This is a genomic window from Persicobacter psychrovividus (assembly GCF_036492425.1).
GTDB classification, from domain to species: Bacteria; Bacteroidota; Bacteroidia; order Cytophagales; family Cyclobacteriaceae; genus Persicobacter; species Persicobacter psychrovividus.
Map to the genome: position 1 here is coordinate 165,246 of NZ_AP025294.1, position 24,691 is coordinate 189,936.

A 24,691-nucleotide genomic window follows, 5' to 3' on the forward strand; every position below is an offset into this window, starting at 1 on the left:
GATTTTGCTTCAGAGGGGTTCTTGATTGGAAAAGTACAATTGGAAAAGATAAGAAGTTGTTTCCATGTCTATAATCCTTTTGTTCTCATTTTGAGAAGCAAAGATTTAAGGTAATAATGCATTGATTTTAGGTATATAGTCCGTCGATTTAACATTTAAATCAGACATATTTTTTACTTTTAGGCCTTTGTATTGAAGATGGTTAAACCAGAAAGCTTTCGCATTTTCAGCGGTTCCAAATATAAAATCCGAATAAGCAGGAACCAGCCCTGAATAGTTTAATTGTTCAAAATGGACATTTTTCACCTTGCTTAGCGAATCCAGCTTTACATTATACAGCATAAATCGGCAATCGAAGGTTTGAAAATCAACATAAGAAAGATCCTCAATAATATTATTTTTACCAGTAATATTAATTATTGAACCGGCATCAATATGGGCAATTGTTATATGTTTGAAGGTGCAATTTTTCAAAAACATATTTTCAGCCTTATATCCAATTTCTATGACATTTCCATAATCCCCTTTCCAAAAGGTCGCATTTTTTACCGTGATATCTTCATTGGCCTGACCACTATTATTCATTAAAGCCACTGAATTATTACGGGTATTGGCCATCACATTATTGATCGTAATGTGCTGTGCATTGAAAATATTGAACGCATCATCGCCCATGCGTTGTTCACGGTTACCGAGAATTTTCAGGTTATTCAAATACACCTTCTCTGCACTATTAATGACAACTGCGCACGCTGGAGCATCGATTATACTGATCCCTGTGATTTCTATATTCTGACAATGGTTCAGAAAGATTCCTGCCGGGTGGCTACCTTCTTTATAGCTTTTTCCTGTCAATATGCCCTCACCGCAGATCTTTACATTTTCAACTCCATCAACCAAAATCGTTCCATTGACATAAGCTCCTTTTTTAAGGAATAAGGTTTGATTGTCTTTTAGTGTAATGACACCTGCATCATGAATACCTGCTTCAAAGGTGATCATATTTGTGGTCGGCTGGACCTTTTCAGGCTTGGAGACCGAGACCATTAAAGGATAGACATAGTTACCGTTAATTCTAATGAAGAAATTTACAGGTCTGTCCACTTGAAAGCTTGCCTGTTGTCCATCGATATCGATTTGACTCACAGACCCTTCAGGAATGGTTTCAAAGGAATGAATTTCAGCTTGGTAATCAATGATAAATTCGGTGTTTTGATCTTCTATTTGGCCAAGAATTAATCCTCCTGGCCGGCCATAGAATACCGGTAGCTGCATACCATTACTACTAACCTGGTAATAGTCTGTCAGAATTTCTGGGTGATCACTGTATAAAGATAGGTTAGGCTTAATTTTGCAACCCAGGCATAGGAAAAGTAGCAGTGTTGCTACCCCAAGTTTTTTATTTAAATGTAACATTGTCTGCAAATTCAGTATAAATCCCACCATCTTTTAAGTTCATCACCTTTCTGCCATTGATCTGCAGGTTATCAAAATGCACGCCATCATAAGTGTGGTTTTTATTCAGGCCCGTAATCAATGAATTCAAAGGTAATGTTTGTTTCACCTGAATATTTTCTAAGTAAATCCCTTTACCGCTACCACGCACAGCGTCTTTTGAATAATGCGAATGCAGAATCTGAAAATGGCATAAATAGCCGTATGCCTCTTCGATGTGAATATTTTTGTAAACGACATTCTGAACCACCGCGCGGTCGCCATTATGAATACTGAAAACACCGCCATTGCCCTCTACGCGAATGATATTGGCATTCTTAATCGTAATGTCCTCCATGACATCTGCACGGGTTTCAAATCCGATTTCAATCGCATTGCCCCAGTCGGCATTCCAGAACACGCCGCCGTCAATCACAATGTTTTTGGTGCGTTTACAGCCAATGTCCGTCGGGGTGGTAAAATTAATATTTTCTGGCGCAGGCTTTTTGTACCAGAAGGTCGAGGACTTGATGGCGATACAATCATCTTTGGTGCGTACAAAAGCATTCTTGATGGTGATGTCCTCCGAACCAACAATATCAATACCATCGTCGGATCTTCTCCAACCGATAATTCGCACATCGTTGGCGGTGATGTTTTTGCAACCAAAATAGGAGGTACTCCATCGTGGGTTCCCGATCAGGGTAATGTTTTCAAAGATTGAATTTTTAGCGCCAAACCAACCAAAGCCGTAATAGCCTTGCTGACGGTCTAAATTTCGGTTATCGACTACTCCGTGTCCAAAGAGGTGAACATTCTCGACCCCTTCCATGATGAAACTCCCTTCAACAACCGCTCCACCCTGAATCCAAATTTTCTGGTTAGACTTCACGCGTTTCATCCCAATTTTATAATGAACGCCCGCTTTATAGATAATATCTGCAGACTGATTTTTTTTTGCAGGTCTCTGAGAGAAAATGAATAGCGGATCATAAATTCTATCGTCAAATTCCAAACTTATCTTTTTATCAACAGGCATGATAAAAGAGATGCTGTTACCACTTCGTTTTGTTTTGATATTCAGATTTGACGGCCTTATTTTCACGGCTTTGAATTCAAAATCAGGAACTACGGTTACCAATTCTCCCTGCGTGGTAGCAAAAGAAACGATTCCGGCTACAGGCGTCTGATAGACAAAACATGCCTGATGGTCCACCTTGACCTGATAGCCTTTATGCTCAGGCGTATTCTTGGGATAATGATATAACTGCAAATCATTAGCGAGGGAGGTTGAAACCATTCCCACCAATACCAGCATGATAATGAATGTATATTTCATAAGTTTTTATTTTAGCGTCATGGCCACAGGGTTTATCATGAGGCTTTCTCCTTTATTCAGCACGACGGCTTGTTCGAAGATCGCCGTTTTCATGCCGTCTTTCTGTTCCCATTGTTTCACCTTCACCGCTCCATCATTTATGCTGATCAGATTGGATTTTTTGTCCCAATATTCTTGTGGAAGGCAAAGTGCAGCTACCCGCAAATGTCCGGTATTTGCGACGATATTTACGGTTTGATGATCTCGGAGAAATGTACCTGTTCCATGATTTGCACTGAAGAAAAGTTGAAAGCTATTTGACTCATTTTTAGGAGCAAAGGAATACTGATCCTTCACCAGGTTATATCCTGCCAGCGCGTTTAACACTGACCATGCTGACATGGGACGATAATAGTGACCTCCGAATTCCTGATGATCCCAATATAATCCTGCTTTTCGATATCGATCATCAATAGACTTTACAATCTGTTTGCCTTCTGCCACCATTCCTTCACGAATCAGGAAAGAGGCAAATGCGAGCTCAACACCCGTCCAAGGGGTATTTGCCTGATCCACCCACAGGTCTGTTTCAGCCATTGGAAAGAAATCTTTGTGCTCAGGCCAAGTGCAATTTCTCAGGTAGGTATTGTCGATATACGAATAAGCTAAAACACTTTCCAAGGCAGCATGTATCTTTTCTTTCTCAAACAGGCGTCCCATACCGGCCTCATGCGCCACCCATTGCCCAAAAAGTTGATCAGTCAGACAGCCTTCATCTTTACCATGTTTACCCTGGTAATCATTTGCCAATCGATAATATTTTCCATTCCACAGGTGCTTGTCCATTAACTGAACTCCTTTGTCTGCAATCTTTTTGTATTTCTTGGCATTCTTCTTTTCTCCCATGTCCTGAGCCACTACCGAGGCCATTTCCATTGCGGTAATCCATTGTGTAGTAATGTAGGAGGCCAACCCGTACATTGGGAAGTTATCATAACTACACATAATACCTTCCATGTCGGGCATCTGATCACCATCAAGGTCTTTTTCATTCAAGACATAATCAATCGCTTTTTTGACCGCCGGCCACATCTCCTCGATATAGGCTTTATCATTGGTAAACAAATAATCGCGAAGCACCAACTGAATAAAATTAGGCGCAAGGTCTACTCGCTCATATACTCCGAAAGTACCATTCTGATTCAACCCTAAATCGGCCCCTAAACCATGGTTAATCTCCCCTTCGGTGGTTTGCGCATGGGCATGGCAGCGCATCATGTTCTTTTGCAACTCAGGGAAAAGGGCGATAATGGAAGCTGATCCATATAAGGATACATCGCTTGTGGCAAAAGGCCCCCACGCCTGATTACTGGTCAATCCTTCACGAATGGCGAAACGTCCTTGTTTATCAAGCTGAGATGAAGTGATAAAGGTATTGAGTTGTGAGTTCACCTGATCGAGCAGGTACTGCTCTACATCGGACCTGTACATGTTATCAACAAAGGCTTTGGAACGTGCTTTCAGATGTTCCACATTATTCACAAAATAGTCAGCCACCTCATCATAATTGGCAAAATAGTTCTCATAGTAGTGCCCCACACGCGATGTTTTTCTGATAGGAAGCTGATATCCCTTGGGGTCGGTGATCAAACCATCCCGATTTTTTTCTTTTTTCCCTGATACCCAGCCCATCGCATTTGGGAAATACCAGTTCATAAAAAAGTGAGCTTTCATCTGTTGAGTACCCTCCAATCGTTGGGATATCGCAATACTGCTTTTAAACATTTGGTTATTATCGAGCCCTCCGGTCCATGCGATTTTCTCGCCATCGGTATTGGTTTTATTTCGGTTTTTGCTGTCATCGATATTCCCTAAATCTTTGTGTGTCAGCAAGCGCTCCATGAACGGGTGGCGATGTGCCCAGCCCAGATAATAACTTACCTCTTCTCCGCCAATAGCCCCTAGCCCCATTTGCCCGTAGGTGTCATGTTGCTTAGAAACATTACCCACACTTTGTTTGAAATACTTGACACCTTCCTTTTCTACAATAGAGGCGGTGAAATATTTGTGTACTTCATCATAGGCCACCAGATTCCTTTGCGTTGCAATAATACTGACATCTACCGGCTGATCGATTTTTGAGGTGATCTTAAAATTAAAATCAATCGCTGGTAAGGATGAATTCTTGACATCGTGGGGAATAAATGGGGAGAAGCTTTCAAGAATGACTTCAAAAGGCATGTCCTCATCCGAAAAAGTTAGGTCTGCAAAAGGAAAACGGGCACTGTAAGTAATGTTATCCACTGAACTCATCCATGGAAAGTAATAGATAGGTGCTTCATTTAACAAACCTCCATAAGCAATATCGTTGTTGAGCTGCAGGACTTTGATTTTTGGCTGTTGCCCCTCAATTTGATACCTGACCATGAAGAACATATAGGCATTTTCTTCCCCGGAATTTGGCCGACTGGGAAACTGCAGGATAGGAGCCGATCCATTTGGATAATTATTAAGGATGGACCAATTGTAAAACTGACCATCTTTTCGGATTTCCACACCACCAGCACCGATTCCCCCAAGGGTTAGGCCACTTTTTACCTGGTTCTGTACGGAATGTTTTTCCACAATAGGCGATTTTTGAGCTACGGAATCTTGCGAGTAACCTATCAGCGCACACAAGCCTATGGCGATATATTTGTTAAAAAAATGCATACTTTTCATACTTGACAATTTTTTGGATCGAGTACTTAAAAAATCGATGATTCAAATTTAGATCACTCATTTAGGCTATTTGTTCAATAATGACTGTAAGAAGTGGAGTTTTATCACGCGACCATCCCTGCCGGATAATTTGTCCTCTTTATTGATCATTTATCCTCTTATTACAGGGGGATTCTCCGTGAGTTGTACACCTATTACCCGATAAATAGGCAGGCCTTGGTCGACTATCGACGATCTGAGGAAGTGGTGAATGGCATGCCGAAGTATTTTGGTAGTAGGTTGTCAATCGTCGCCAGTGCAATGTGCCATAATTCGGTGGAACAGGAACAGGTGTTGCCGAAAGCCAACAGAGACAACAGCAAAAAGGGAATTGGTAGGGCCTTTGAGATATATTACCATTACATAGCGAGTTTTTCTAAAAGAGGCATTTTCGATAGGGCATTGATTTGTTAGGGCATCTGCATGAGTTTGGGAATCCGTCTGATACCATTTATGCTCAGTAGTTAATCGGATGATTTGTCTGGTAATTAATTGTGGAAAACAATTGGATGCACCTTTTGCTTCTTAAGGTCTTGTCAATGTGTTGTAAAATGAATTTATAGCCGTTGAACAAATCATTAAAGAGGAGATAAGTATGAAAAAGACCGTTTTTTTTGTTGGATTAGTTTTGATCCTATTTTGCATTGTGCTGACAACCAAAGCGCAAAAGGTGGCCGTGTTGCCTTCTGTATTCTACATTGATGGGCAGTTAGCGCCTAAAATGAAAGCCGAACAAGTTCAAAAAGAGATTGTGGCTTTATACAAGAAGAAATCCACAGTCTTTCAGTACAGCTCCACAATGGAGATCAAAAAAAAGCTGAAAGAAAATGATATAGATTACAGGACTGTAGCTGAGGTGGAACCTGAGCGATTGGCAGAAATTTTAGGGGTTGATTATGTGGTATATGCCAATATAATGATGGATCAGGAAGGCGCACAGACCAATAATACCTCCAATACTTCAACATCCAAGGGCATTATCTCTGGGGATGATATTAAGACAAAAACTCAAAGTTCTGAAACAAGGATAAAATACGCTACGGTGGTAGAATACAATATTTATAAGTCGAATGGTGAGATGGTTTATAGTGAAAGCAGAAAATCAAACTTGACCTATCCGACAGCTTATAAAGGAACGCTGAAGTGGCATGTAAAACACAGTCCTTTATAAAATCGCTATTTAACATTTATAATTTTAAGCACTACCCTTTGGGTGGTGCTTTTTCTGCGCCAAAAGGAAACTCATTTATTCTTAATAGTGTTTTTATTTGAATTTTTATCATTTCCGCATAAGTTTATATACATCATTTTTTCATGGTATAGATATTGAAAAGCCACCCACAAATTAAATATTCAATAATTTATACTTATCACACCATGAAAAAAACATTAATCACCATTTGCTTATTCGTAAGCTGTTTAGGAGGTGTAGCGAATGCGCAACTCATTAAAAATCATAATTTTAATTTAGGAATTGCGGTCAATAAAAGCCTGATGCCTGTTTATCTTGGAGACGACTATTTTTTGAATGATTGGCTATCCATAACGCTCGAAACAGAATATAACACCTATAAAACGCACGACCTCCTTAATAAAGATGTTGAGCTTGGCACCCAAATTCTCAAATTACTCAATGGACAAAAGGTCGGCAAAGTATCTGACAGCAAATGGGTACGCCACCACGAGCTGGCGACCAATATTGGTTTGAATATTCACTTTTCAAAATTTTTAAATTTACCCAAAAGCATTGACTTATATGCAGGGGGTGGTGCAGGTTATTTAATGCAATTTAGTATGGACGCCTCCAAAGGTTTTTGGAAAGTGTTCAGCGCAAAATACGATGGAGGGTCTTGGTATGGTGATGTGGATTTGGGAGCACGTTGGTTTATTACGCCCAAATTCGGAATCAATACACAATTGAATTTCAGAAACCTTAAAGAGGTGGCTTGTTGTGCAGGGCTTACCTTTAGAATCACAAAATAAGGCCAAAATAGCGACTTATTGTCGCCTAACGTTCATAGGTCTTTTTGAAATAAATTCTTGTAGGCCATAACGACATCAAACAACATGGCAAATTACCATTAAAAGTATTATTATCGGGCATTCAAGAGTGGATCAATTGCCACCATTTGCAGAGATGATTACCTTCACTCGATGACCTTCTTTTGAGTAAGGCTATTTATTTAAGCCCAAAATTCCCCATGATTTATTTCGGGTGAAATGTGGGGTTCTGATCAATGCAAGGTTAAATCTACCCATCAATTCATTAGGGCGAATGCAGGGAAAAAGGTCTTTCGTTGATAGAGAACAAGACGATAATTAAGGGTTTCCATATTAGATCTGCTTGCCGTTATACTACCGCTCTGAAAACTGAAATACGAAACCACCTTGCAAAAATTGTGTCTGCAAGGTGGTGTGGAAGGTGAACTGGTGAAAGGGAAAAATTTCTTTCACCAGCCATCTATCCTATAAGGTTGAAATGGAATGCGGGTCGATTATTGGAAGATAATTACTCGTGCGTGCTTTTTCGCTTTTGTATTTATATGAAGTACATACATTCCGGCAGGCAAACGGAGTTTCAGGTTACCATTCCGAATGATTCCATCAGAAATTTTCTGTCCCGCCATATTATGAATCACAAAATTCACCTGTTCAGCAATATTCAATTGAATGTTCATCTCGCCTAAAGCAGGGTTAGGAAATACTTTAATTTTGTCTTCACTTCCTTCATTGGATAATGGGCGAGTGGTTTCAAAAGTAGTCGCCACCGGCTCAGAAACATTACCCGAATCATCTACCGCTTTTACCGAAACGCTATATGATGTTTCCTGACTAAGGCCATCCAAAGCATAGGTTAATGTTGCCGTTTCTCCTGCCTTTTCATCATTAACATACACTTCGTAGTGAGCAACAGCAACATTGTCTGTCGAAGCTTCCCAAGCCAATTGAGCAGAGAACGGAGTAACATCACTGACCACTAAAGCTGTCGGACTCGAAGGAGGGGTAATATCAATCGTGCTTACGGAAACCTGCTCACTGTAAGCCGACCAATTCCCTGAGGCATCACCCGCGGCAACGCTTACCGAATACTCAGTCAAAGGCATACGCCCATCAATCATGGCGGTATTGGTTGCTACCTCAATTGGTTCTTCTTCATCAATTTTTACACGATAAGCGGTTACTGCCACATTATCATCAGCGGCGTCCCAGTCCAGTTTGAAGCCAGTTTCAGTGATCTCTGAAGCTACAAGCGCTGTTGGCACTGTAGGAGCTTCATCATCCAAGGTGGTTGCTTGGGTAGTTGCAACTTCCGACACATTTCCTGCACGATCCACTGCCCAAACACTGAAATCATAAGTCGTCATGCCCTGAAGGTTATCCAATACCAAAAGCAATTCAGTAGTGGTTTCTTCAAGGACGATTTCATCTGCCTGCATCAATTTGTATTCATAATGTGCCACCTGATCATTATCAGTCGCAGCCGTCCATGAAACTGTAAACTGCGCGCCGCTAACATCAGCAACAGCTAAATCAGTTACTGGTGAAGGATTCGTTTCGTCGGTGGTCATCACCTCCAAAGCATCAGAAAAGTCCGTTTTGTTGCCCGCAGCATCTTTGGCCAAAATACGAACCGAATAGTTAGTGTATGGATTGAGTTCTGTGAAAGTGTAATCGGTAACATCAGCAGCCACTTCCATTGGTGTTTCTTCGCCCAATTGTACTTCATATCCTGCAACGCCTGAACCCGCATCCGTAGCAGCATCCCAGCTTACTTTGAATGTTTCTTCACCGATTTCACTGCTTGCAAGGTTCGGCATAAATTCAGGAGCGGTTACATCCAAGGTCATGCCTTCAACCTCGCTATCAGCAGAAGTATTTCCAGCCGCATCCATGGCATAAACTTTCACGGTGTATTGCGTGTACTCCTCAAGGTTTTCAAAGGTATAAGTCAATGCATTTTCATCCAACGCTACCGCCGCTTCATCGCCAATCACTACACCATAGGCTGTAACGGCTACATTGTCTGTGGATGCTTCCCAGGTTACCGTAACTGTAGTGCCTGTGGTTTCCGTTACAGATAAATTTCCAGGAGCTGTTGGAGCCGTCACATCAGTGGTCATCACTTCCAAAGCATCAGAAAAGTCCGTTTTGTTACCTGCTTCATCTTTGGCCAAAATACGAACCGAATAGTTAGTGTAAGGGTTCAAGTTAATGAAAGTGTAATCGGTAACATCAGCAGCCACTTCCATTGGTGTTTCTTCGCCCAATTGTACTTCATATCCTGCAAGGCCTGAACCTGCATCCGTAGCAGCATCCCAGCTTACTTTGAATGTTTCTTCACCGATTTCACTGCTTGCAAGGTTCGGCATAAATTCAGGAGCGGTTACATCCAAGGTCATGCCTTCAACCTCGCTTTCAGCAGAAGTATTTCCAGCCGCATCCATGGCATAAACTTTCACGGTGTATTGCGTGTACTCCTCAAGGTTTTCAAAGGTATAAGTCAATGCATTTTCATCCAACGCTACCGCCGCTTCATCGCCAATCATTACACCATAACCTGTAACGGCTACATTATCTGTGGATGCTTCCCAAGTTACTGTTATGGCACTTTCAGTTGTTGCGGTCACCAATAAATTAGCTGGTGATGTTGGTGCCTCTCCATCCAATGCGATTACAGTTGCTGAGTTTTCAGATTGGTTATCCTGTAAATCGGTTGTGAAAATATAGGCCTCATAATTTTGATCTTCAACAACCTCGGTAAATTCAAATGAGGTGATTTCCGTTGCGGCATGCGCCTCCTCACCATTGACCACCACGTGGTAGGTAATGTCCTCAGGTTCATCGATCTGATCGATGATCTCAGCCAAATCCCACGAAAGCTCAAAACCATTCTCCGTTTTAGTACTTGTTAAATTCTTTGGTGCTTTGGTGGGAATAAAGTCCTCATTGAAGCCCCAGTTTTTATCCCTGAAAGCGAACATGCTGATTTGTAATCCATCCTCACGTGCGAAGATAGTCAATCGGTGAGCTTCATTGGCTTCGGTAGTGGTAATCGAAGCAGTTCTCATTCTCCACGTCCACTCCGTTTTCCCTTGTCCAAGATTCCAGTTATAGGTAGGAGTGGTTTCTCCATCCCAGTCCCAAACCGGAAAACAACTGTCATCTGAGCCATTGCCCTCTGAGCAGTTAAAGAGCATATGATAGTAGTAAGTGCCTGGTGCTTCAAAAACAAGATCATAAGATACATATGGAGACAAGCTGTTGTCCAAATCGGCAATCTCTCCGTGGGAAGGAATCTCAATGAAACTTACCCCATTTTCTGACCTTACTACCCATTCGCGGTCATTCATTGGTGGTGGCCATCCGCCACTTCCTTTCATTTTTCCTGGTAGCATTTCAGCGAAGTCCAAAGCAGATATATTGGTATCTGACCCAACGATTATCTGAGCCTTGGCCATTTTAACTTGTGTTAATCCTAAAATCAACAAGGTGACTACCGTCGATATTCGATAAAAAGTATTATTCTTCATGTTTAAAAAATATTATGGTACAATTCGAATATCTGCCTTCTGTAAATGAATATTGCGGACTTTTTACCCTGCAAAGGGGAAATTCATCAGCTAATCGATGCTTGAAAACAATTCAATGGTCGAGGTAAGTACTTTCGTTTTGAAATGTAACAAACCAAGTATTATTGATAAATTACTTGAAAAATTCATATTTAGTATTCATCTTATTTACTTCGTTTTTACAAATTCACATGTTAGGTTGATGTACTAAAAATCAGTTTGTTATATAATATCAATAATTGTATCCTGACCGTTTCTGGAATTTTTTTAGTGGACGACCAAAGAAACAAATAATCATATATTCGAAAATAGTCAGTTTTAGGCATTTAAAGCAGGATTGAGGATTTGTCCTCTTTTTTCTGTTAAAATATCCGTGCAAAATTTCTGTTGAATTCTCCTCATAATCCGCTCATTCGCCTATTAGCTTGTGTATGCATTCAGGGCCCAAAATGCATTTTTTTACTATTACCAAAGTTAATTACTATGACTGATTTTTATTACTGGCTTTATAAACACGTAAAGTCGATGCAACGGCCATTCGTTGGTCTGTTAATGTTTGCATTACTATCCCCCTCATTAGTCAAAGCATCTGAGTTGATCAGCATTTCACCCGCAAGTGATCGGATGCTATTGGTCTATATCGAAGATGGCTTTATTGATACCTATGGTGCCTACCAGGGCGTATCAAGTCACAAGACTTACCATGACCCTTCGGATATCAAGCAACTGATGACTTTATCCAATTACTCGATCAGCAGTAGCGATGACAGTAATTTCTCATCAGGCAAAAGTCCGATCAATGTTGGGCGAAAGTCCAAGGCGGTTCATTATAATGATGAATGGTCGAGTGTCCCTTTCGTTTTTGGTCATTGGGTTTATATTGAACTACCTCATGCATTGCAGGAAGGTAAAACTTATGAGATCGAAGTGGACAATATTGTGGATGGAAATACCACCGTCAAATTCGAGTTCGATTCCAAAAAAGTACGTTCCGAAACCGTGCACGTAAACATGGTCGGTTTTGCTCCTGAATCTCCAAAATATGGCTACCTGTCGCAATGGATGGGAGATTTCAACACCTCAACGCACCCCAATGGTGGCTTGAACCTGGATCAATATGCAGGTCGTAATTTCTATGTGGTTAATTACAACACAGGTGCGGTTGCCTATACAGGGACAGTAGCTTTGCGTATGCGAAAAGATGTGGTGGAATCAGGAAGTTCTGATTTTGCTCCAAGTTACAATTACAGCAATGCCGACGTTTATGAATGTGATTTCAGCAGCTTCAGCAGTCAGGGTGAGTATGTCTTGGCAGTGGAAGGCCTGGGCTGTTCGTATCCTTTCGAGATCGGAGGAAGTGCTACCAAGGCACCGTTTTACTATGCGATGAAAGGGCTCTTCTGGTCACGCCAAGGAGTGGCAAAAGAGATGACCGATGGCAGTATCATGCCTCGAGATCACCACTATGATGACATCACCTGGCTATGGGACAAAAACCACCTGCCTGGCGACAATCATTCCAATGAAGGATTTGATGATGCCAATGCCGTTCAGGTCAGTGGAATTTATGGCTATTACCATGATGCTGGTGACTGGGATGGATATATCCACCATGCCAAAGTACCGATGGCGCTTTTGATGCTTTATGATGCAGCTCCTGATAAATTTTATGATGGGGAAATCGGCAACAAATACCGCTTGTCAGACAGTTCGCCTTGGATCGACGAAGGCAATAATGGTTTGCCTGATTTGTTGGATGAAGCCGTTTGGTTGATTGATTATTACAAGCGCTCGAAAAACATTTTGAAAAATCAGTACGGTGGAACAGGTGGTGTACCAGGCTATGTGGGGCGCGATGGTGTACCTGGTAACAACTTCACCGCTTGGCAGGACACCCGCGACTGGTATTTGTCAGGAGAATCTGCATGGCAGACTTATCATTATGCAGGACTTGCTGCCTATTATGCTACTTGTTTGAATAAATTTCATAAGCTCACCAATAGCGGTAACCATCCCGACTACAACAGCTGGAGACAGGAGGCGATTGATGCTTATGCTTGGGCAGAAGCACACCCTCAAGACACGGATTTGAGTAAGAACAGTAATCAGGAATACAGGGTGAAAGGTTTTGCAGCTGCAGCCCTTTACCGCCTGACAGGAACGGCAAAATACCAGACGGACCTGAAAACCTATTTCGACTGGGAACCTTGGGCTGAAGGCGGTGAATGGTCCAACCAAAACATCATAGATGTTTGTCATATTATTGTTTCGATGATTCCCGACGGCCATCCAAATTTGGATGCAAGCTTGAAGTCAAATTCTCGTTCAGAGGTAATTCGAAAAGCTGATACTTATAAAGTAAAACATAATCAGGACAATGCTTTCCGTACAGGGGTTGAGTATTCTCAGTTCATGCAGTTGGGTGGTCTGAACACACCTCGTCTGACGATGGTTCCTTTTGCTTATTTACATACGGGAGATAAAAAATACCTTGACGTGGTGAATAACTCCATGAACTATGTATTGGGTGGTAACCAATTGAATCAGACGTATATTTCTGGCTTGGGAGAATTCTCAGATCAGTGGATTTTCAACCCGAATGGCTGGATCGGCAACGACCAAAACAGCATGGTTTACCCAAGCCGTCCGAACATCGGTTACACAAGTTATTTCTCTGCAACAAGCTATTGGTTTACCCAGTCAATTGCTTCAGAATTTTGGTCAAGAAAAGGGACGTATCCGAACCTGATCAACAATCCTGGAAGCTGGCCTGGAGCGGAACAGACCTTCCGAAATATGTTCAGTATTCAGGGTGGGGAGTTCACCGTTCACCAACAGAATAATTACATGATTTATGCTTCTGGTTTCCAGAAAGCCATGGATGCCTCAGCCGTAGGTACTTACCGCATTGCCTCTGCGCCGACAGTTTCCCTCAATTTCAGCAATGATGATCAGGTAAATATGTCGGAGGTGGAGCTGTCGGTGAATGCTTCATCGAAAACACGTACGGTTCGTTATTTCTACGACTGGCATTTTATCGGCGAAAGCAATGACAAGGCAAACAACTTCAAACTTACATGGGATCCACCAGTGGCCAACGGCACCGAAGTATTATTGACTGCCGTAGCGATTGATGAAGAAGGGCAGTGGTCGAAACCATCCTCGGCAGGGGAAAAAAGACTGACAATCGTAGCAGGTCCTGGGGACGATACTACGCCTCCGTCTGTACCAACTAATCTCAGCGCTTCAGACCTTCGTCCTTTTGATTTCAATCTGTCATGGAATGCTTCTTCCGATGCTTCGGGTGTCAAAAACTATGAAGTATATAAAGATGGCAAGCTGTTGAAAAAGACCGTCGAGCTGGAATTCTTTATCGAGAAACTCGATCCAAGCACCAACTACGAAATGCAGGTATTGGCAAGGGATAAGGAAGGAAATGTTTCGGCGAAAAGTCCTGTCTTTACCGTACGAACCTTGGATGTTCCATTGGGAGATGGAAAGATCCACCAACAGAGCAATGATGCCGACGGGCTGATGGAAGCCGAAGCCGAAGACTTTTCCTACCGCGCAGATGGATCAAGCGGATTTGAGAAAAAATTCTGGTATGAACACGAAGATCCACAAGCAAGTGATGGGGTGTTCATGATGGTGCAGGACAATGGTAACAGCAATTCTGCAGGAACCCTCAATGGACCTCGCATGGACTTTATTGTCAATTTCACTAAAACAGGCACGCATTATGTTTGGCTTCGCGTCAAGCCTGATCATGGTGCTGATAATTCGGTCGTTTTGGCTTTTGAGGATGAAAACCGTGGGGACTGGAGCCTTGGCGATAACCCTGATTGGATTTGGGTGAAAGCTGATTCGACCATTCAAGTACCCACAACAGGGCAACAAACTTTCAGTGTCTTTATGAGAGAAGATGGAACGAAAGTGGATAAAGTTTTATTGACCTCTAATCCCGACTACGATCCATCGGGATCTACTCCGACGCCTCCGCCAGCAGAAAACACTACCACATTTGTTGTGGACAGCTCTTCGGATGATGCAGAGGAGAAAGCAGGGGTAATGAACCTGACCAGCAATGACCTTGACCTCAGAGCAGGAGAAGTATCGGCTGTTCGTTTCAGAGTCAGCATCCCTGAAGGATCTGTCATTACCAAAGCCGAACTTATCCTTGAATCCAAAGGCAACTATTCAGGCAGTAATGAGGTGGCGATCAGTGTACAACAGTCCGCCGATCCTGCGATCTTTACAACCGGCGCTCAGGATATCAGCAACCGAACACTTTCTACCGAAACCGTCAGCTGGGCACTTGGCGACTGGGCACAGGATCAGCAATATACCTCACCCGATTTGGTATCGTTGATCAACCTTGCTGTGGATGCAGGATGGACTTCGGATCAGCATATTGTATTCCAACTCGAGGCCAATACGGCATCTACCAAGTCGGCAAAGACCTATGATTTCAACAACTCGACCAATGGTGCGCCACAGCTAAGGATAACCTATCAGGAGGCTTCGGTACCACCAACGGTGAGCATCACGAGCCCTTCGGAAGGCAGTAATTTTGCTGAAGGCGAGAACATCACCATTCAGACTCAGACAGGAGGGGACGTTCAACTCGTATCTTTCTTCCGCGTTACGGACGGTGTTTGGAATTTCCTTGGTAATGATCAGACAGCACCATTCAGTTGGTCAGCGAATGATTTCCCTGCGGGAGATCATCAGATCACAGTATCGGCAACGGGTAATGATGGAAACAGCTCTCCCTATGTGTCGGTCAATATTTCTGTAGGCGACACAGGTGGATCGGATGTTTATACCCAACAGTCGGATGGACTGGCAGTATTCGAGGCGGAAGGTTTCCATCGCAGTGAGTTTGGTGTCGGTCAGTTTGCTTCCATGCAGTGGGAATCGCAGGCAGATGCTCAGGCTTCAGGAGGCAACTTCATGATCGTGCCTGACAATGCCAATAGCATCAGCACAGGAGCACTTGAAGGCCCTGTGATGCATTACGATGTTGATTTTGTAAAAACAGGAACCCATTATTTCTGGGTAAGACAAAAATCACCAAACGGGTCTGACAACTCGATTACCCCTGCCTTTGAAGGAACCAAAATCAATGAGTGGAACATGCCTGATGCGCTTACGGAATGGACTTGGAGCCGACTTGGAACGACCTTCAATGTGGCACAAACAGGCGTTCAGACCTTCAGCATTTATATGCGCGAGGATGGAACGCCAATTGATAAGATCATTCTGACAGACAATGTAAACTATGCACCAACAGGAACGGGTCCTGACAATGCGAGGGTCATCTGGGAAGCTGAAGGAACGGAAGCAGGAATTTATCCTAACCCCGCCCGAGGAACAGTTCATATTGATCCTAAAGACGAAAGCTATCAGAAAATGGTGGTTACCGACCTAACGGGACGTGTAGTGCTGACCCAAACCAATATCAAAGCCAAAACGAGCATTGAGCTACCTGCAGGGGTTTACATCATCAATCTGATTGGGGAAACCAAAGCAATCAGTGAACAGGTTATTGTGCATTAAACATCATAGCAAATAAGTATAACTAATTTCTCTAATGTTAGAGGTCAGGTGAAATCATCTGACCTCTTTTTTTGCCTCAACTTCACCTAAGACAATCAAGTTTTTTTCTATTGACTGACCATTTAATTTCAACCCCTTAAACTTCCCACTGCGATTTGCCCGACAGTTTACTGCCATCAATTGACCTAATGGAAGGGTATATTTTTGTTGAAGAATTTGTTGACCATCAACATCAACCTGTACCAACCCATTCTTGCTTCGAATATTTACCTGATGCCACTTCATTTTGTCATTGATCATGAATGCCTGATTGTCATGATGGTAGCCATCCCGTTGATGCTCACTGATAACCACCTTCGCCCAACGATCACAGCCTTCGGGCACAAAGGTCAACCATATTTTTCGCCCAAACTCACCTGTCAATTGCAAATCTATCCACTTGCAGAAATCCTCATCCTGATGCGTATCCATTTGCAGGTAGCCTTCAAAACTGAAGTCATCCAAATCAACAGGCATCGGTTTGGAATACATCATAGAGGTGAAATATAAACTACTTGAATCCATCCCAACTTTTGCTATCTGCGAGGGACTAATCATTAATTCTCCATCATGATCTACTTGCAACACCCGCTTGGCATCAGATTTTGTTCCTGAATGATAGGTTTCTCCCATCCAATCGGGGTACTGAATGTGCGCCTGAAGGGTATCGACCACCTGATAATTTTCTACATCCCCCTGTTTTTTATAAATAAGAATATTATAAAAGCCTGGAAACTCATAAATGTGCGATATTCTTTGATAATCGTCTGATAGCGGTTCAAGGCTGTGGTATTGCTCAAATTTTACATAGTACTGATCTTGCCCTTTTATTTGATAATCGAAAGATACCGTGAAAGGGAAGGAACCACTTAGCTTTCGTTCCCCAATTTCCAATGTACTTTGATCTGAGTTTGGTAAAAATAAATACAGTCCCACAATTAGGATTGAGGAAAACAAAGCAGAAACAGACCACTTGTTGAACAGGGGCAATTTGACATCAAGCTTAACAGGTCGATGCACCTTTTGAAATTCCTCCAAACTATTATAGCCAACAAAACAACAAAGGGTATTAAGGGTACTGTTGGAGGTTTTGTAATTTTCGCTCACACTGACTTTGCCAAAAAACCGCTTTAGCGTCGTTACACTGAGCATGATTTGAGTACGCTCAAAAATCAATTGGCTCAAGCGTTCAAAATCACTATTGGAAAGCAATTCAACCTGCTCTACTTCAATCTTTTGTAGTAACTTTTCTTTTAATTTATCCTCTATCAATTCCCTTTTCATTTGACTACATTATTCTGTGTTCATTTGGTGTTCAAGTATCTGTACAAGGATGAATAACTGAAATAATCTCTACAAATCCTACCTTTCATCCATGATCCGAGAAGATCGATTCTATGAGTAAAAACCTAAATTTTTTGTAATGAAAAGAAATCATATTTTCCTTTTATTCGCGTTCATTTGTACACTTTTTTTGAACGCCTGTACCTCCAACCATAAGACAGGACAACTGTCTGAAATGGAAATGTTCGCCCATCGCGTTATGGGTAAGCAAGCCGATCAACTGATATTAAAAGTAGTTCCTGATGATTTATCAGAAGGAGAATATTTTTTGATAAAATCCTCAGCTGATCAGAAAGTAATTATTGAGGCCAACAGTAAATCTGCCCTTTCTTACGGCTTGGGACAGTACCTCAGAAAATATTGCCATGTGGAATTATCCCGTCCGTACAATGACATTCAATTGCCCGAGCAATTGCCTTTGCCAAAGCAGGAATTCAAGAAAAAATGCGATCTCAAATACCGCCATTATTTGAACTATTGTACCTTCAATTATTCCATGGCTTTTTGGGGTTGGGAAGAGTGGCAAAAAGAACTTGACCTCATGGCGCTTCAGGGAATCAATATGGCTTACGCCTTGACAGGAGTGGAGAAAGTTTGGCAAGAAGTGCTTCAGAAAAATGGATATTCACAGAAAGAAATTCTTGATTTTATTCCTGGCCCGTCTTATCAGGCGTGGTGGCTGATGGGAAATCTGGAGGGATTCGGCGGGCATGTCTCTCAGGCATGGATTGATAACCGTGCGGACCTTCAACAAAAAATCGTGGGAAGAATGCACCAACTCGGTATCACGCCCGTTTTCCATGGTTTCTACGGGATGGTGCCTCGCACTTTATCCAAAAAATTCCCCGAGGCCAATATCATCGTTGGGGGGAATTGGTGTGGGTTTTATCGCCCTGACTTCCTTGACCCGAATGATCCTTTATTCACCAAAATGGCCAAGGAATATTATGAATCCATGACCAATCTTTATGGTAAACTGGAATTAGTCGGCGGAGATCCTTTTCATGAAGGTGGAAACACCAAAGGCATTGATATCGAAACCGCAGGAAAAGCCATTCAGACGGCCATGCACAAGGCAAATCCAAAGGCTACCTGGGTGATTCAGGGATGGATGGACAATCCAAAGAAAGCTATGCTTAAACAATTGGACAAAGAGCACACTTTGATTTTGGATCTTTTTTCGGATAATATCCCTTCATGGAAATACCGCGAGGCTTTTGGTGGATTTAACTTCATATGGAATGCGATCGGCAACTTCGGCAACCGTGAGGATCTTTATGGTCGCTTGCCCGTTATCGCATCCGCGCCGATCGAAGCTCAGCAATCGAAAGTAGGTCAATACATGCAGGGTATCGGAACCGTACCCGAAGGGCATATTCCCAATCAGGTTGTTACCTCTTTGATCTATGATGTAGCGTGGGAACAAAGCCCACTGAAGGTGGATCAGTGGCTAAAATTCTATACCACCGCCCGATACGGTACTGAAAACGAATCGGTAAATCAGGCCTGGAAACTGTTGTATGAGTCCGTTTACAGTTGTCCCGTGGCACCAAAAGGTGAATGGGGGCGGGATGAAAGTCAACCCATCATTTGTGCCACACCATCCTTTGAAATCAAATCGAGTGCGCCTTGGGGAAATGTGAAGACCTATTATGACACGGAGAAATTAACTCAAGCCTGCGATTTATTGTTTACAGCTTCGAGTCAAATACCGACAAACGAGACTTTTGAATATGATCTTACGGTCGTTTTGAGAGATGTTTTATCCAACCAAGCATTGGTTTTATATCAAGAAATTAAACAGGCATATCAGCAAAAAAATAAGGCAGTTTTCAGAAGTAAAAGCGATGCTTTCCTTGAACTGATGGACGATGTGGATCGATTGTTAGGAACCCAACAGGCATTTGTTTTGGGACAGTGGATTGATGATGCGCGCAAATTAGGTAGTACACCTGAAGAAAAAGACCTTTTCGAATTCAATGCCCGTGCATTGGTGAGTTATTGGGGCAATGAAACGGACCGCAACAATGTGTTAAAAGATTATGCCTACAAACAATGGAGTGGCTTGATCAGCCATTATTATAAAAAGCGCTGGCTCATGTTCTTTGAACACACCTTAGCCAATTTCGATAAAAAAGAAATTGAACCATTGGATTTTGTCGCCTTCAGTGGACAATGGGCAAAGAAGAAAGATCATTTTCCCACAAAAGCCCAAGGTAACAGTATTAAGGTTGCCAAGGAGTTAATTCATAAATACAAAATCAGCCAAGCATTATAAGGTCATGAATATTTTAAAAATAGCCATCAGAAAAGTTGACGGCCATTTTTTGGAAATTCGTTTCGTTGATTTCATAATGAACTAAAATTTAACAAGTTATACAACTGTGTAGACATATTTTAGCTCATTTCAATATTTTTTATAATAAACGTTATGTTAAATAAATATGATGGTAAACCCCCACTGGCCACTCTAAGTTAACCATCAAGGTCCAGACGAAGTAGTCGTCAACATTTACACCATCTTCTTTGGCCTTGCAAACCTGATCAATCTATTTTTGAGGTAATCCAATCGGTAAAGATCATTTACTTTCTCGCCAACCAAGACGTCAGGAAATGCTGCACCATTCTCGCTTACAATCACCTCAATAATTTTTTCATAACGGTAATTAACTGCAATATTCCGTTTTCGGCCATTGATTTATTTGTGACCATCAATTTTTGCTTCAACCGTAATGCCTGGGACAATTTTTGCAGACTGACCATCAAAAGCCACTAAAGAAGGAGACGGTAAAGTTATAGTTAATTACGCCTCATGTCATTCAGGTGGCTAAAAGGCCTTGATTAATCATCAATCGCCTTGATTCCTTAAAACAAATCTGTGGACAAAAAATACCATTAACTATTAAGGGTTGTAGCATTAGTTTTCCATAACGATAATCCACTGCATGCCCACCGTAAGGATGGATCATTAAACATATATTATATCTTGCTATTTTTCAATCGGGAGCACAAACTTCTCCCCATCCCATTGAACCTCAACAAAAACATCCGGATTATCCTCAACATAGGCGATTATGGTTGTGCCGTGCTGGGGGAGTTTTAAGCGATATTCAACATAATTATCTTCGATTTTTTGACAAAGTGCTCCAAAAACTTTCTTATATGGAAAAACTGGTTCAAGTTGCCATGCCTGCCGCTCCTTATTGAAAGAGAAAAAGCCATTTAGAAAAGGGAATTCAAGATATCCAGAGATAGAGGGAATTTGCTCTATGGCGATAATGTCCTGTTTTCTTTTTCTATCTTTAAACAGAACACACTGGCCTTGCTTTCCAAATTCAAGGTAGCCATTTTTAGCATCCAATGTATTAATCAATTTATCGCGATCCATTTTGCTTTCCAAAACAGGAAAGTCCTTGTAAACCTGCTCTTGTGTTAATAAAGAAAAATAATCTTTAACAGTCAGATTTTCTCTTTTTGCAATTTGCTTCTGCCAGTCAAAAGTTGGTGCTAACTGTCGATGATGTAATACGCCTAATGGTTTAAAACCATCTTTCGTTAGTTCATACTCCCTCCAGAAATATTCTCGGCCATATACATGCGTCGAATCAAGTAGTAAAAAAAGAGCGGCATCACTCTCGGAATAAGAGTCTCCTAGATAGTCCCACTCCATATCCTGTTTTGAAAAATATAGTGTATTCTTAATTGGTGAGAAGGTCAAAATACCAAACTTATCACTTTTACCAAAATAATCACTAAACCAAGAGGGATAGTTATTTTTGAAGTTAAGTTCAGTAAAAATATCGTTAGTTATGTCTAAAAATTCATTATTTCTATAATCATAAAACAACGACAAGTTTTGCCGCACTCCCGTAAATGTAGAAACATTTGAACTAACCCCAACAATTGTCCGATTGTACAATCGAAATATTTTTATTTGAGTCCCATCACGGCCCAAAACCAATAGATCATTTTCAGGAAAATATCCAAAAGGGAAATTAATAGACCTATTACCAGCTGGCCCAATATTTCCTGAACAATTTACAAAAGGGCTCACTGGACTAAAATAGCTTCGCTCTTTCCTAAAATCACCCTCTAATTCATTATTATCTAATAGTTCCCAAAACTCTAAAATAGTTTCACGTAATCTTCCTTTATATACTGTATCAGGCAAACTAAGCGTCACTTCCCTTAGACTAATTTCCTGTTGCTGGGCAAATAAATTAATATTTACACATAATAAGGTAAAAAGTAAACTAATTTTTTTCATATAATACAATGTATTTGGCAAAAAACACTTTTTCGTGTTTTTTGCTATCATTAAACATTTCCCATTTCATTAATTGATTCTTCCCTCTCGACTCATCTTCCTCTAAGTTTTGTGCTGCGACAGCGGTGAAATCACGTTGGGATAAATCTTGACTTGACAAATTATTCACTTGATTCATATACTTTTTCCTGCTTACATTCTTGTCCTTCCCTTTTCCTTTATATAAATCACCAAGTTTTCCATAACGATAATCTTCTGCATGCCTTCCATAAGGGTCATCCACAATCAGGCCCTCTGAGGTTATGGATTGCACTGAAACGATATGACTTGATGTCTCTAAACCCTTATGCCTAATACTTAAAACAACTGCCCCTCCATTATCCAAGGTATCTTTTATCTTACCCTTCTCTTTTGCGGAAAATGGTCCCTTTTTTTCATCAAAATCAATTCTTTCTGCGCTAAAAGCTCCTTCCCCCTGAAAATTAATATCGTTAATCTCTTCAGGGATAACCTCGTTGAAGTCGTTCCTAAATATATTTCCTCTTTCCCCTGTTGACCCTTCCCGTAGATATAGATAAAAATCAATCAAGTCCTCCATTTGACCATGATCTTTAAAAATCTTTGCTAAATCGTTTTCTTTGCCAACCAATCCCCCATTTGTTCCTCCTCGAAGCTTTCTATAATTGGTAGTTCCCGCAGCAGTCGTTATCGCCATAAAATACGCTTCCGCCTTCGTTTCCCACAAGTTTACCAAATTTGGATGCTCTACCCCTTCCACCAGTTTAGCCTCTATGGCCGTTATCACATCGGAGCGGCTATTGCCTAATTTCTCCAAAGTCATGGCCATGGCGGTCACATTACAGGTAGCTTCCGGGATTGATAGGTTATCACTTTGCGTTCTGTATTGTGGAACACCCAGGCGAGAATTCCAATCAATGTTACTATGCCGAGAGCCTCCAACAGAGCGCTGGGGTTCTTTAGCAGCACTCTCCGTAGTAACCGCCTGATCCTGAGCGGGTACATTAAGACCACCTTCCAATCGGGCTTCCAACTGTTGCGGATTATTTTCCCTTGAAGGGGAAATGGACTCATTTTGGTTAGCCTCAACTACTGCAGTAGGCTCCTCCGAAACTGTATCTACTTCTTCGACCGGCTTAAATTCAGTGATTTCAATAAACCCTCTTACTATTCCAGTAAGTTCATGCGGTACAAAAGTTCCCTTGGCAGTATCATCTGCTTCAGAAAAAGAAGGATTTCTATCTAAATTAGCGATCACCGGATATACTGGCGGATCCTTTGCTATATTCTCACTAAATTGTTCTATTTGATACAGCATTCCCTGTACAAAAGAAATTTTATCCGCTCCCGTTTTGGATTTAGCGGTTTCCAGCTGATCTTCCAGATACTTTTTCAGCTTCTCCATCGTATCTCTTCGGCTTATCGCTGCTCCTGTAGCCAAATTTGCAGAAGCATCCTTTATCCAACCCAATGACTCTTGCCCATCAGAATATTTAATCTGAGCATAATCCCCCTCGGTGGAAGTAAAGGACTGCAAAATTTGGTAATCGCAATTATCTTCTAACTTATCATTGCCCTCTTTTTCACCCGGAGCGGACAATAGATCAACATCATTGTATAAAACTTTATAATTAGCTGAATCTGAAGAGGTAATTGATTTTACTGCATTAGATTTTGAAGTCCACCATACCTGAGTGCTATCGGCAACACTTTCAACTTTGATGTATTTTCCGTTTGCTGAAGTTTCGATCACCTTCACCGCAGACCATTGTGGAATTTTAGACCCTGTTGAAGTAAAGTTGTTTTCCGCAGACCTAATAATGGCATTTTTATCAAAAATATAGTAAACGTTCGGGGACGATTCTGATACAGTATCTGATTTTTCAGAGGAAATAGTTTCCGTCTCAACATTCAATTCATTATACCATGCACCAATTTGGCCATTTGATGTTGAGTTTAACAATTCTGAATCAATAGGCGCATAATTAGTAACTTGTTTCTGTTGGTTATTTTTTTGGCGCTGGTTGCGATTATAATCAGGGCCAACTTGGCGATCTGGGCTTCTGGTCCTCATTTATTTATAGTTTAGTTTAAATATATCATTTTTATAACTAAATATGTGACTTAAAATTAATTTAAGATAAATTTATTATTTCTATATCAATGATTGCTGAAGAAATAAAGGTGTTGATAAACCATCTCACTGAGTGCTTTGCTTCAAAGGAAGAGGTAAACGACAGTAGCCTACTGTTAGGGATGTCAAAAGAGGCAATCCTTGATATCTTTAACCGATCGAACTTTAAAAGTTGCTTGCCATTTAAAGTTAACCCTATTGAATATTTTGTACTAATTAGTGCCGCTGCTCCTTTCCTCGTTCCCAAT

At 41.4% G+C, this 24,691-nt stretch carries 12 protein-coding genes; 4 read left to right on the forward strand and 8 right to left on the reverse strand.

The window, feature by feature from the left end; all coding sequences use genetic code 11:
• Nucleotides 1-105 precede the first annotated feature (105 nt).
• The 3 genes from AABK40_RS17865 to AABK40_RS17875 are packed head-to-tail and all read right to left on the reverse strand — an operon-like array spanning nt 106 to nt 5,473.
• The gene (locus AABK40_RS17865; protein ID WP_338398838.1) at nt 106-1,416 is read right to left on the reverse strand and encodes a glycosyl hydrolase family 28 protein; all 1,311 of its coding nucleotides are present in this window, start codon (nt 1,414-1,416) and stop codon (nt 106-108) included.
• Complete coding sequence (locus AABK40_RS17870; protein ID WP_338398839.1) at nt 1,400-2,773, reverse strand: glycosyl hydrolase family 28 protein; 1,374 nt, start codon at nt 2,771-2,773, stop codon at nt 1,400-1,402. The genes AABK40_RS17865 and AABK40_RS17870 overlap by 17 nt, the downstream gene beginning before the upstream one ends.
• Before the next feature lie 6 nt (nt 2,774-2,779).
• A complete protein-coding gene (locus AABK40_RS17875; protein WP_338398840.1) occupies nt 2,780-5,473 on the reverse strand; it encodes a GH116 family glycosyl hydrolase in 2,694 nt (897 codons plus the stop codon).
• Between the two features lie 634 nt (nt 5,474-6,107).
• Between AABK40_RS17875 and AABK40_RS17880 the strand changes: the two genes are divergently transcribed.
• Complete coding sequence (locus AABK40_RS17880; RefSeq protein WP_338398841.1) at nt 6,108-6,683, forward strand: hypothetical protein; 576 nt, start codon at nt 6,108-6,110, stop codon at nt 6,681-6,683.
• A 206-nt stretch (nt 6,684-6,889) separates the two neighbouring features.
• Nucleotides 6,890-7,495 (forward strand): hypothetical protein, encoded by a 606-nt coding sequence (locus AABK40_RS17885; protein ID WP_338398842.1) that lies wholly within the window; start codon nt 6,890-6,892, stop codon nt 7,493-7,495.
• Between the two features lie 512 nt (nt 7,496-8,007).
• Here the strand turns inward: AABK40_RS17885 and AABK40_RS17890 are convergent.
• The gene (locus tag AABK40_RS17890; protein WP_338398843.1) at nt 8,008-11,043 is read right to left on the reverse strand and encodes a fibronectin type III domain-containing protein; all 3,036 of its coding nucleotides are present in this window, start codon (nt 11,041-11,043) and stop codon (nt 8,008-8,010) included.
• Nucleotides 11,044-11,565: 522 nt separating this feature from the next.
• Here AABK40_RS17890 and AABK40_RS17895 point away from each other — a divergent pair.
• Entirely contained in the window at nt 11,566-16,641 is a 5,076-nt protein-coding gene (locus tag AABK40_RS17895) for an Ig-like domain-containing protein (RefSeq protein ID WP_338398844.1), read from the forward strand.
• Nucleotides 16,642-16,695: 54 nt separating this feature from the next.
• Here the strand turns inward: AABK40_RS17895 and AABK40_RS17900 are convergent, their stop codons facing one another.
• Complete coding sequence (locus tag AABK40_RS17900; protein ID WP_338398845.1) at nt 16,696-17,964, reverse strand: hypothetical protein; 1,269 nt, start codon at nt 17,962-17,964, stop codon at nt 16,696-16,698.
• 139 nt (nt 17,965-18,103) lie between these two features.
• Here AABK40_RS17900 and AABK40_RS17905 point away from each other — a divergent pair, with 139 nt between their 5' ends.
• On the forward strand, nt 18,104-20,302 hold the full coding sequence (locus tag AABK40_RS17905; protein WP_338398846.1) for an alpha-N-acetylglucosaminidase: 2,199 nt from the start codon (nt 18,104-18,106) through the stop codon (nt 20,300-20,302).
• A gap of 151 nt (nt 20,303-20,453) precedes the next feature.
• Here the strand turns inward: AABK40_RS17905 and AABK40_RS23945 are convergent, their stop codons facing one another.
• The 3 genes from AABK40_RS23945 to AABK40_RS17915 all read right to left on the reverse strand — a co-directional run bounded on the left by AABK40_RS23945 (nt 20,454) and on the right by AABK40_RS17915 (nt 24,383).
• The gene (locus AABK40_RS23945; protein ID WP_479681205.1) at nt 20,454-20,573 is read right to left on the reverse strand and encodes a family 1 glycosylhydrolase; all 120 of its coding nucleotides are present in this window, start codon (nt 20,571-20,573) and stop codon (nt 20,454-20,456) included.
• Between the two features lie 440 nt (nt 20,574-21,013).
• A complete protein-coding gene (locus tag AABK40_RS17910; protein WP_338398847.1) occupies nt 21,014-22,291 on the reverse strand; it encodes a hypothetical protein in 1,278 nt (425 codons plus the stop codon).
• Nucleotides 22,278-24,383 (reverse strand): hypothetical protein, encoded by a 2,106-nt coding sequence (locus AABK40_RS17915; RefSeq protein ID WP_338398848.1) that lies wholly within the window; start codon nt 24,381-24,383, stop codon nt 22,278-22,280. The genes AABK40_RS17910 and AABK40_RS17915 overlap by 14 nt, the downstream gene beginning before the upstream one ends.
• Between the last annotated feature and the right edge of the window lie 308 nt (nt 24,384-24,691).

Bases quoted from the DNA above. Each gene is read 5' to 3' on its own strand.
- AABK40_RS17865 (WP_338398838.1), bottom strand. From the start codon at position 1,416: ATGTTACATTTAAATAAAAAACTTGGGGTAGCAACACTGCTACTTTTC.
- AABK40_RS17870 (WP_338398839.1), bottom strand. From the start codon at position 2,773: ATGAAATATACATTCATTATCATGCTGGTATTGGTGGGAATGGTTTCA.
- AABK40_RS17875 (WP_338398840.1), bottom strand. From the start codon at position 5,473: ATGAAAAGTATGCATTTTTTTAACAAATATATCGCCATAGGCTTGTGT.
- AABK40_RS17880 (WP_338398841.1), top strand. From the start codon at position 6,108: ATGAAAAAGACCGTTTTTTTTGTTGGATTAGTTTTGATCCTATTTTGC.
- AABK40_RS17885 (WP_338398842.1), top strand. From the start codon at position 6,890: ATGAAAAAAACATTAATCACCATTTGCTTATTCGTAAGCTGTTTAGGA.
- AABK40_RS17890 (WP_338398843.1), bottom strand. From the start codon at position 11,043: ATGAAGAATAATACTTTTTATCGAATATCGACGGTAGTCACCTTGTTG.
- AABK40_RS17895 (WP_338398844.1), top strand. From the start codon at position 11,566: ATGACTGATTTTTATTACTGGCTTTATAAACACGTAAAGTCGATGCAA.
- AABK40_RS17900 (WP_338398845.1), bottom strand. From the start codon at position 17,964: ATGAAAAGGGAATTGATAGAGGATAAATTAAAAGAAAAGTTACTACAA.
- AABK40_RS17905 (WP_338398846.1), top strand. From the start codon at position 18,104: ATGAAAAGAAATCATATTTTCCTTTTATTCGCGTTCATTTGTACACTT.
- AABK40_RS17910 (WP_338398847.1), bottom strand. From the start codon at position 22,291: ATGAAAAAAATTAGTTTACTTTTTACCTTATTATGTGTAAATATTAAT.
- AABK40_RS17915 (WP_338398848.1), bottom strand. From the start codon at position 24,383: ATGAGGACCAGAAGCCCAGATCGCCAAGTTGGCCCTGATTATAATCGC.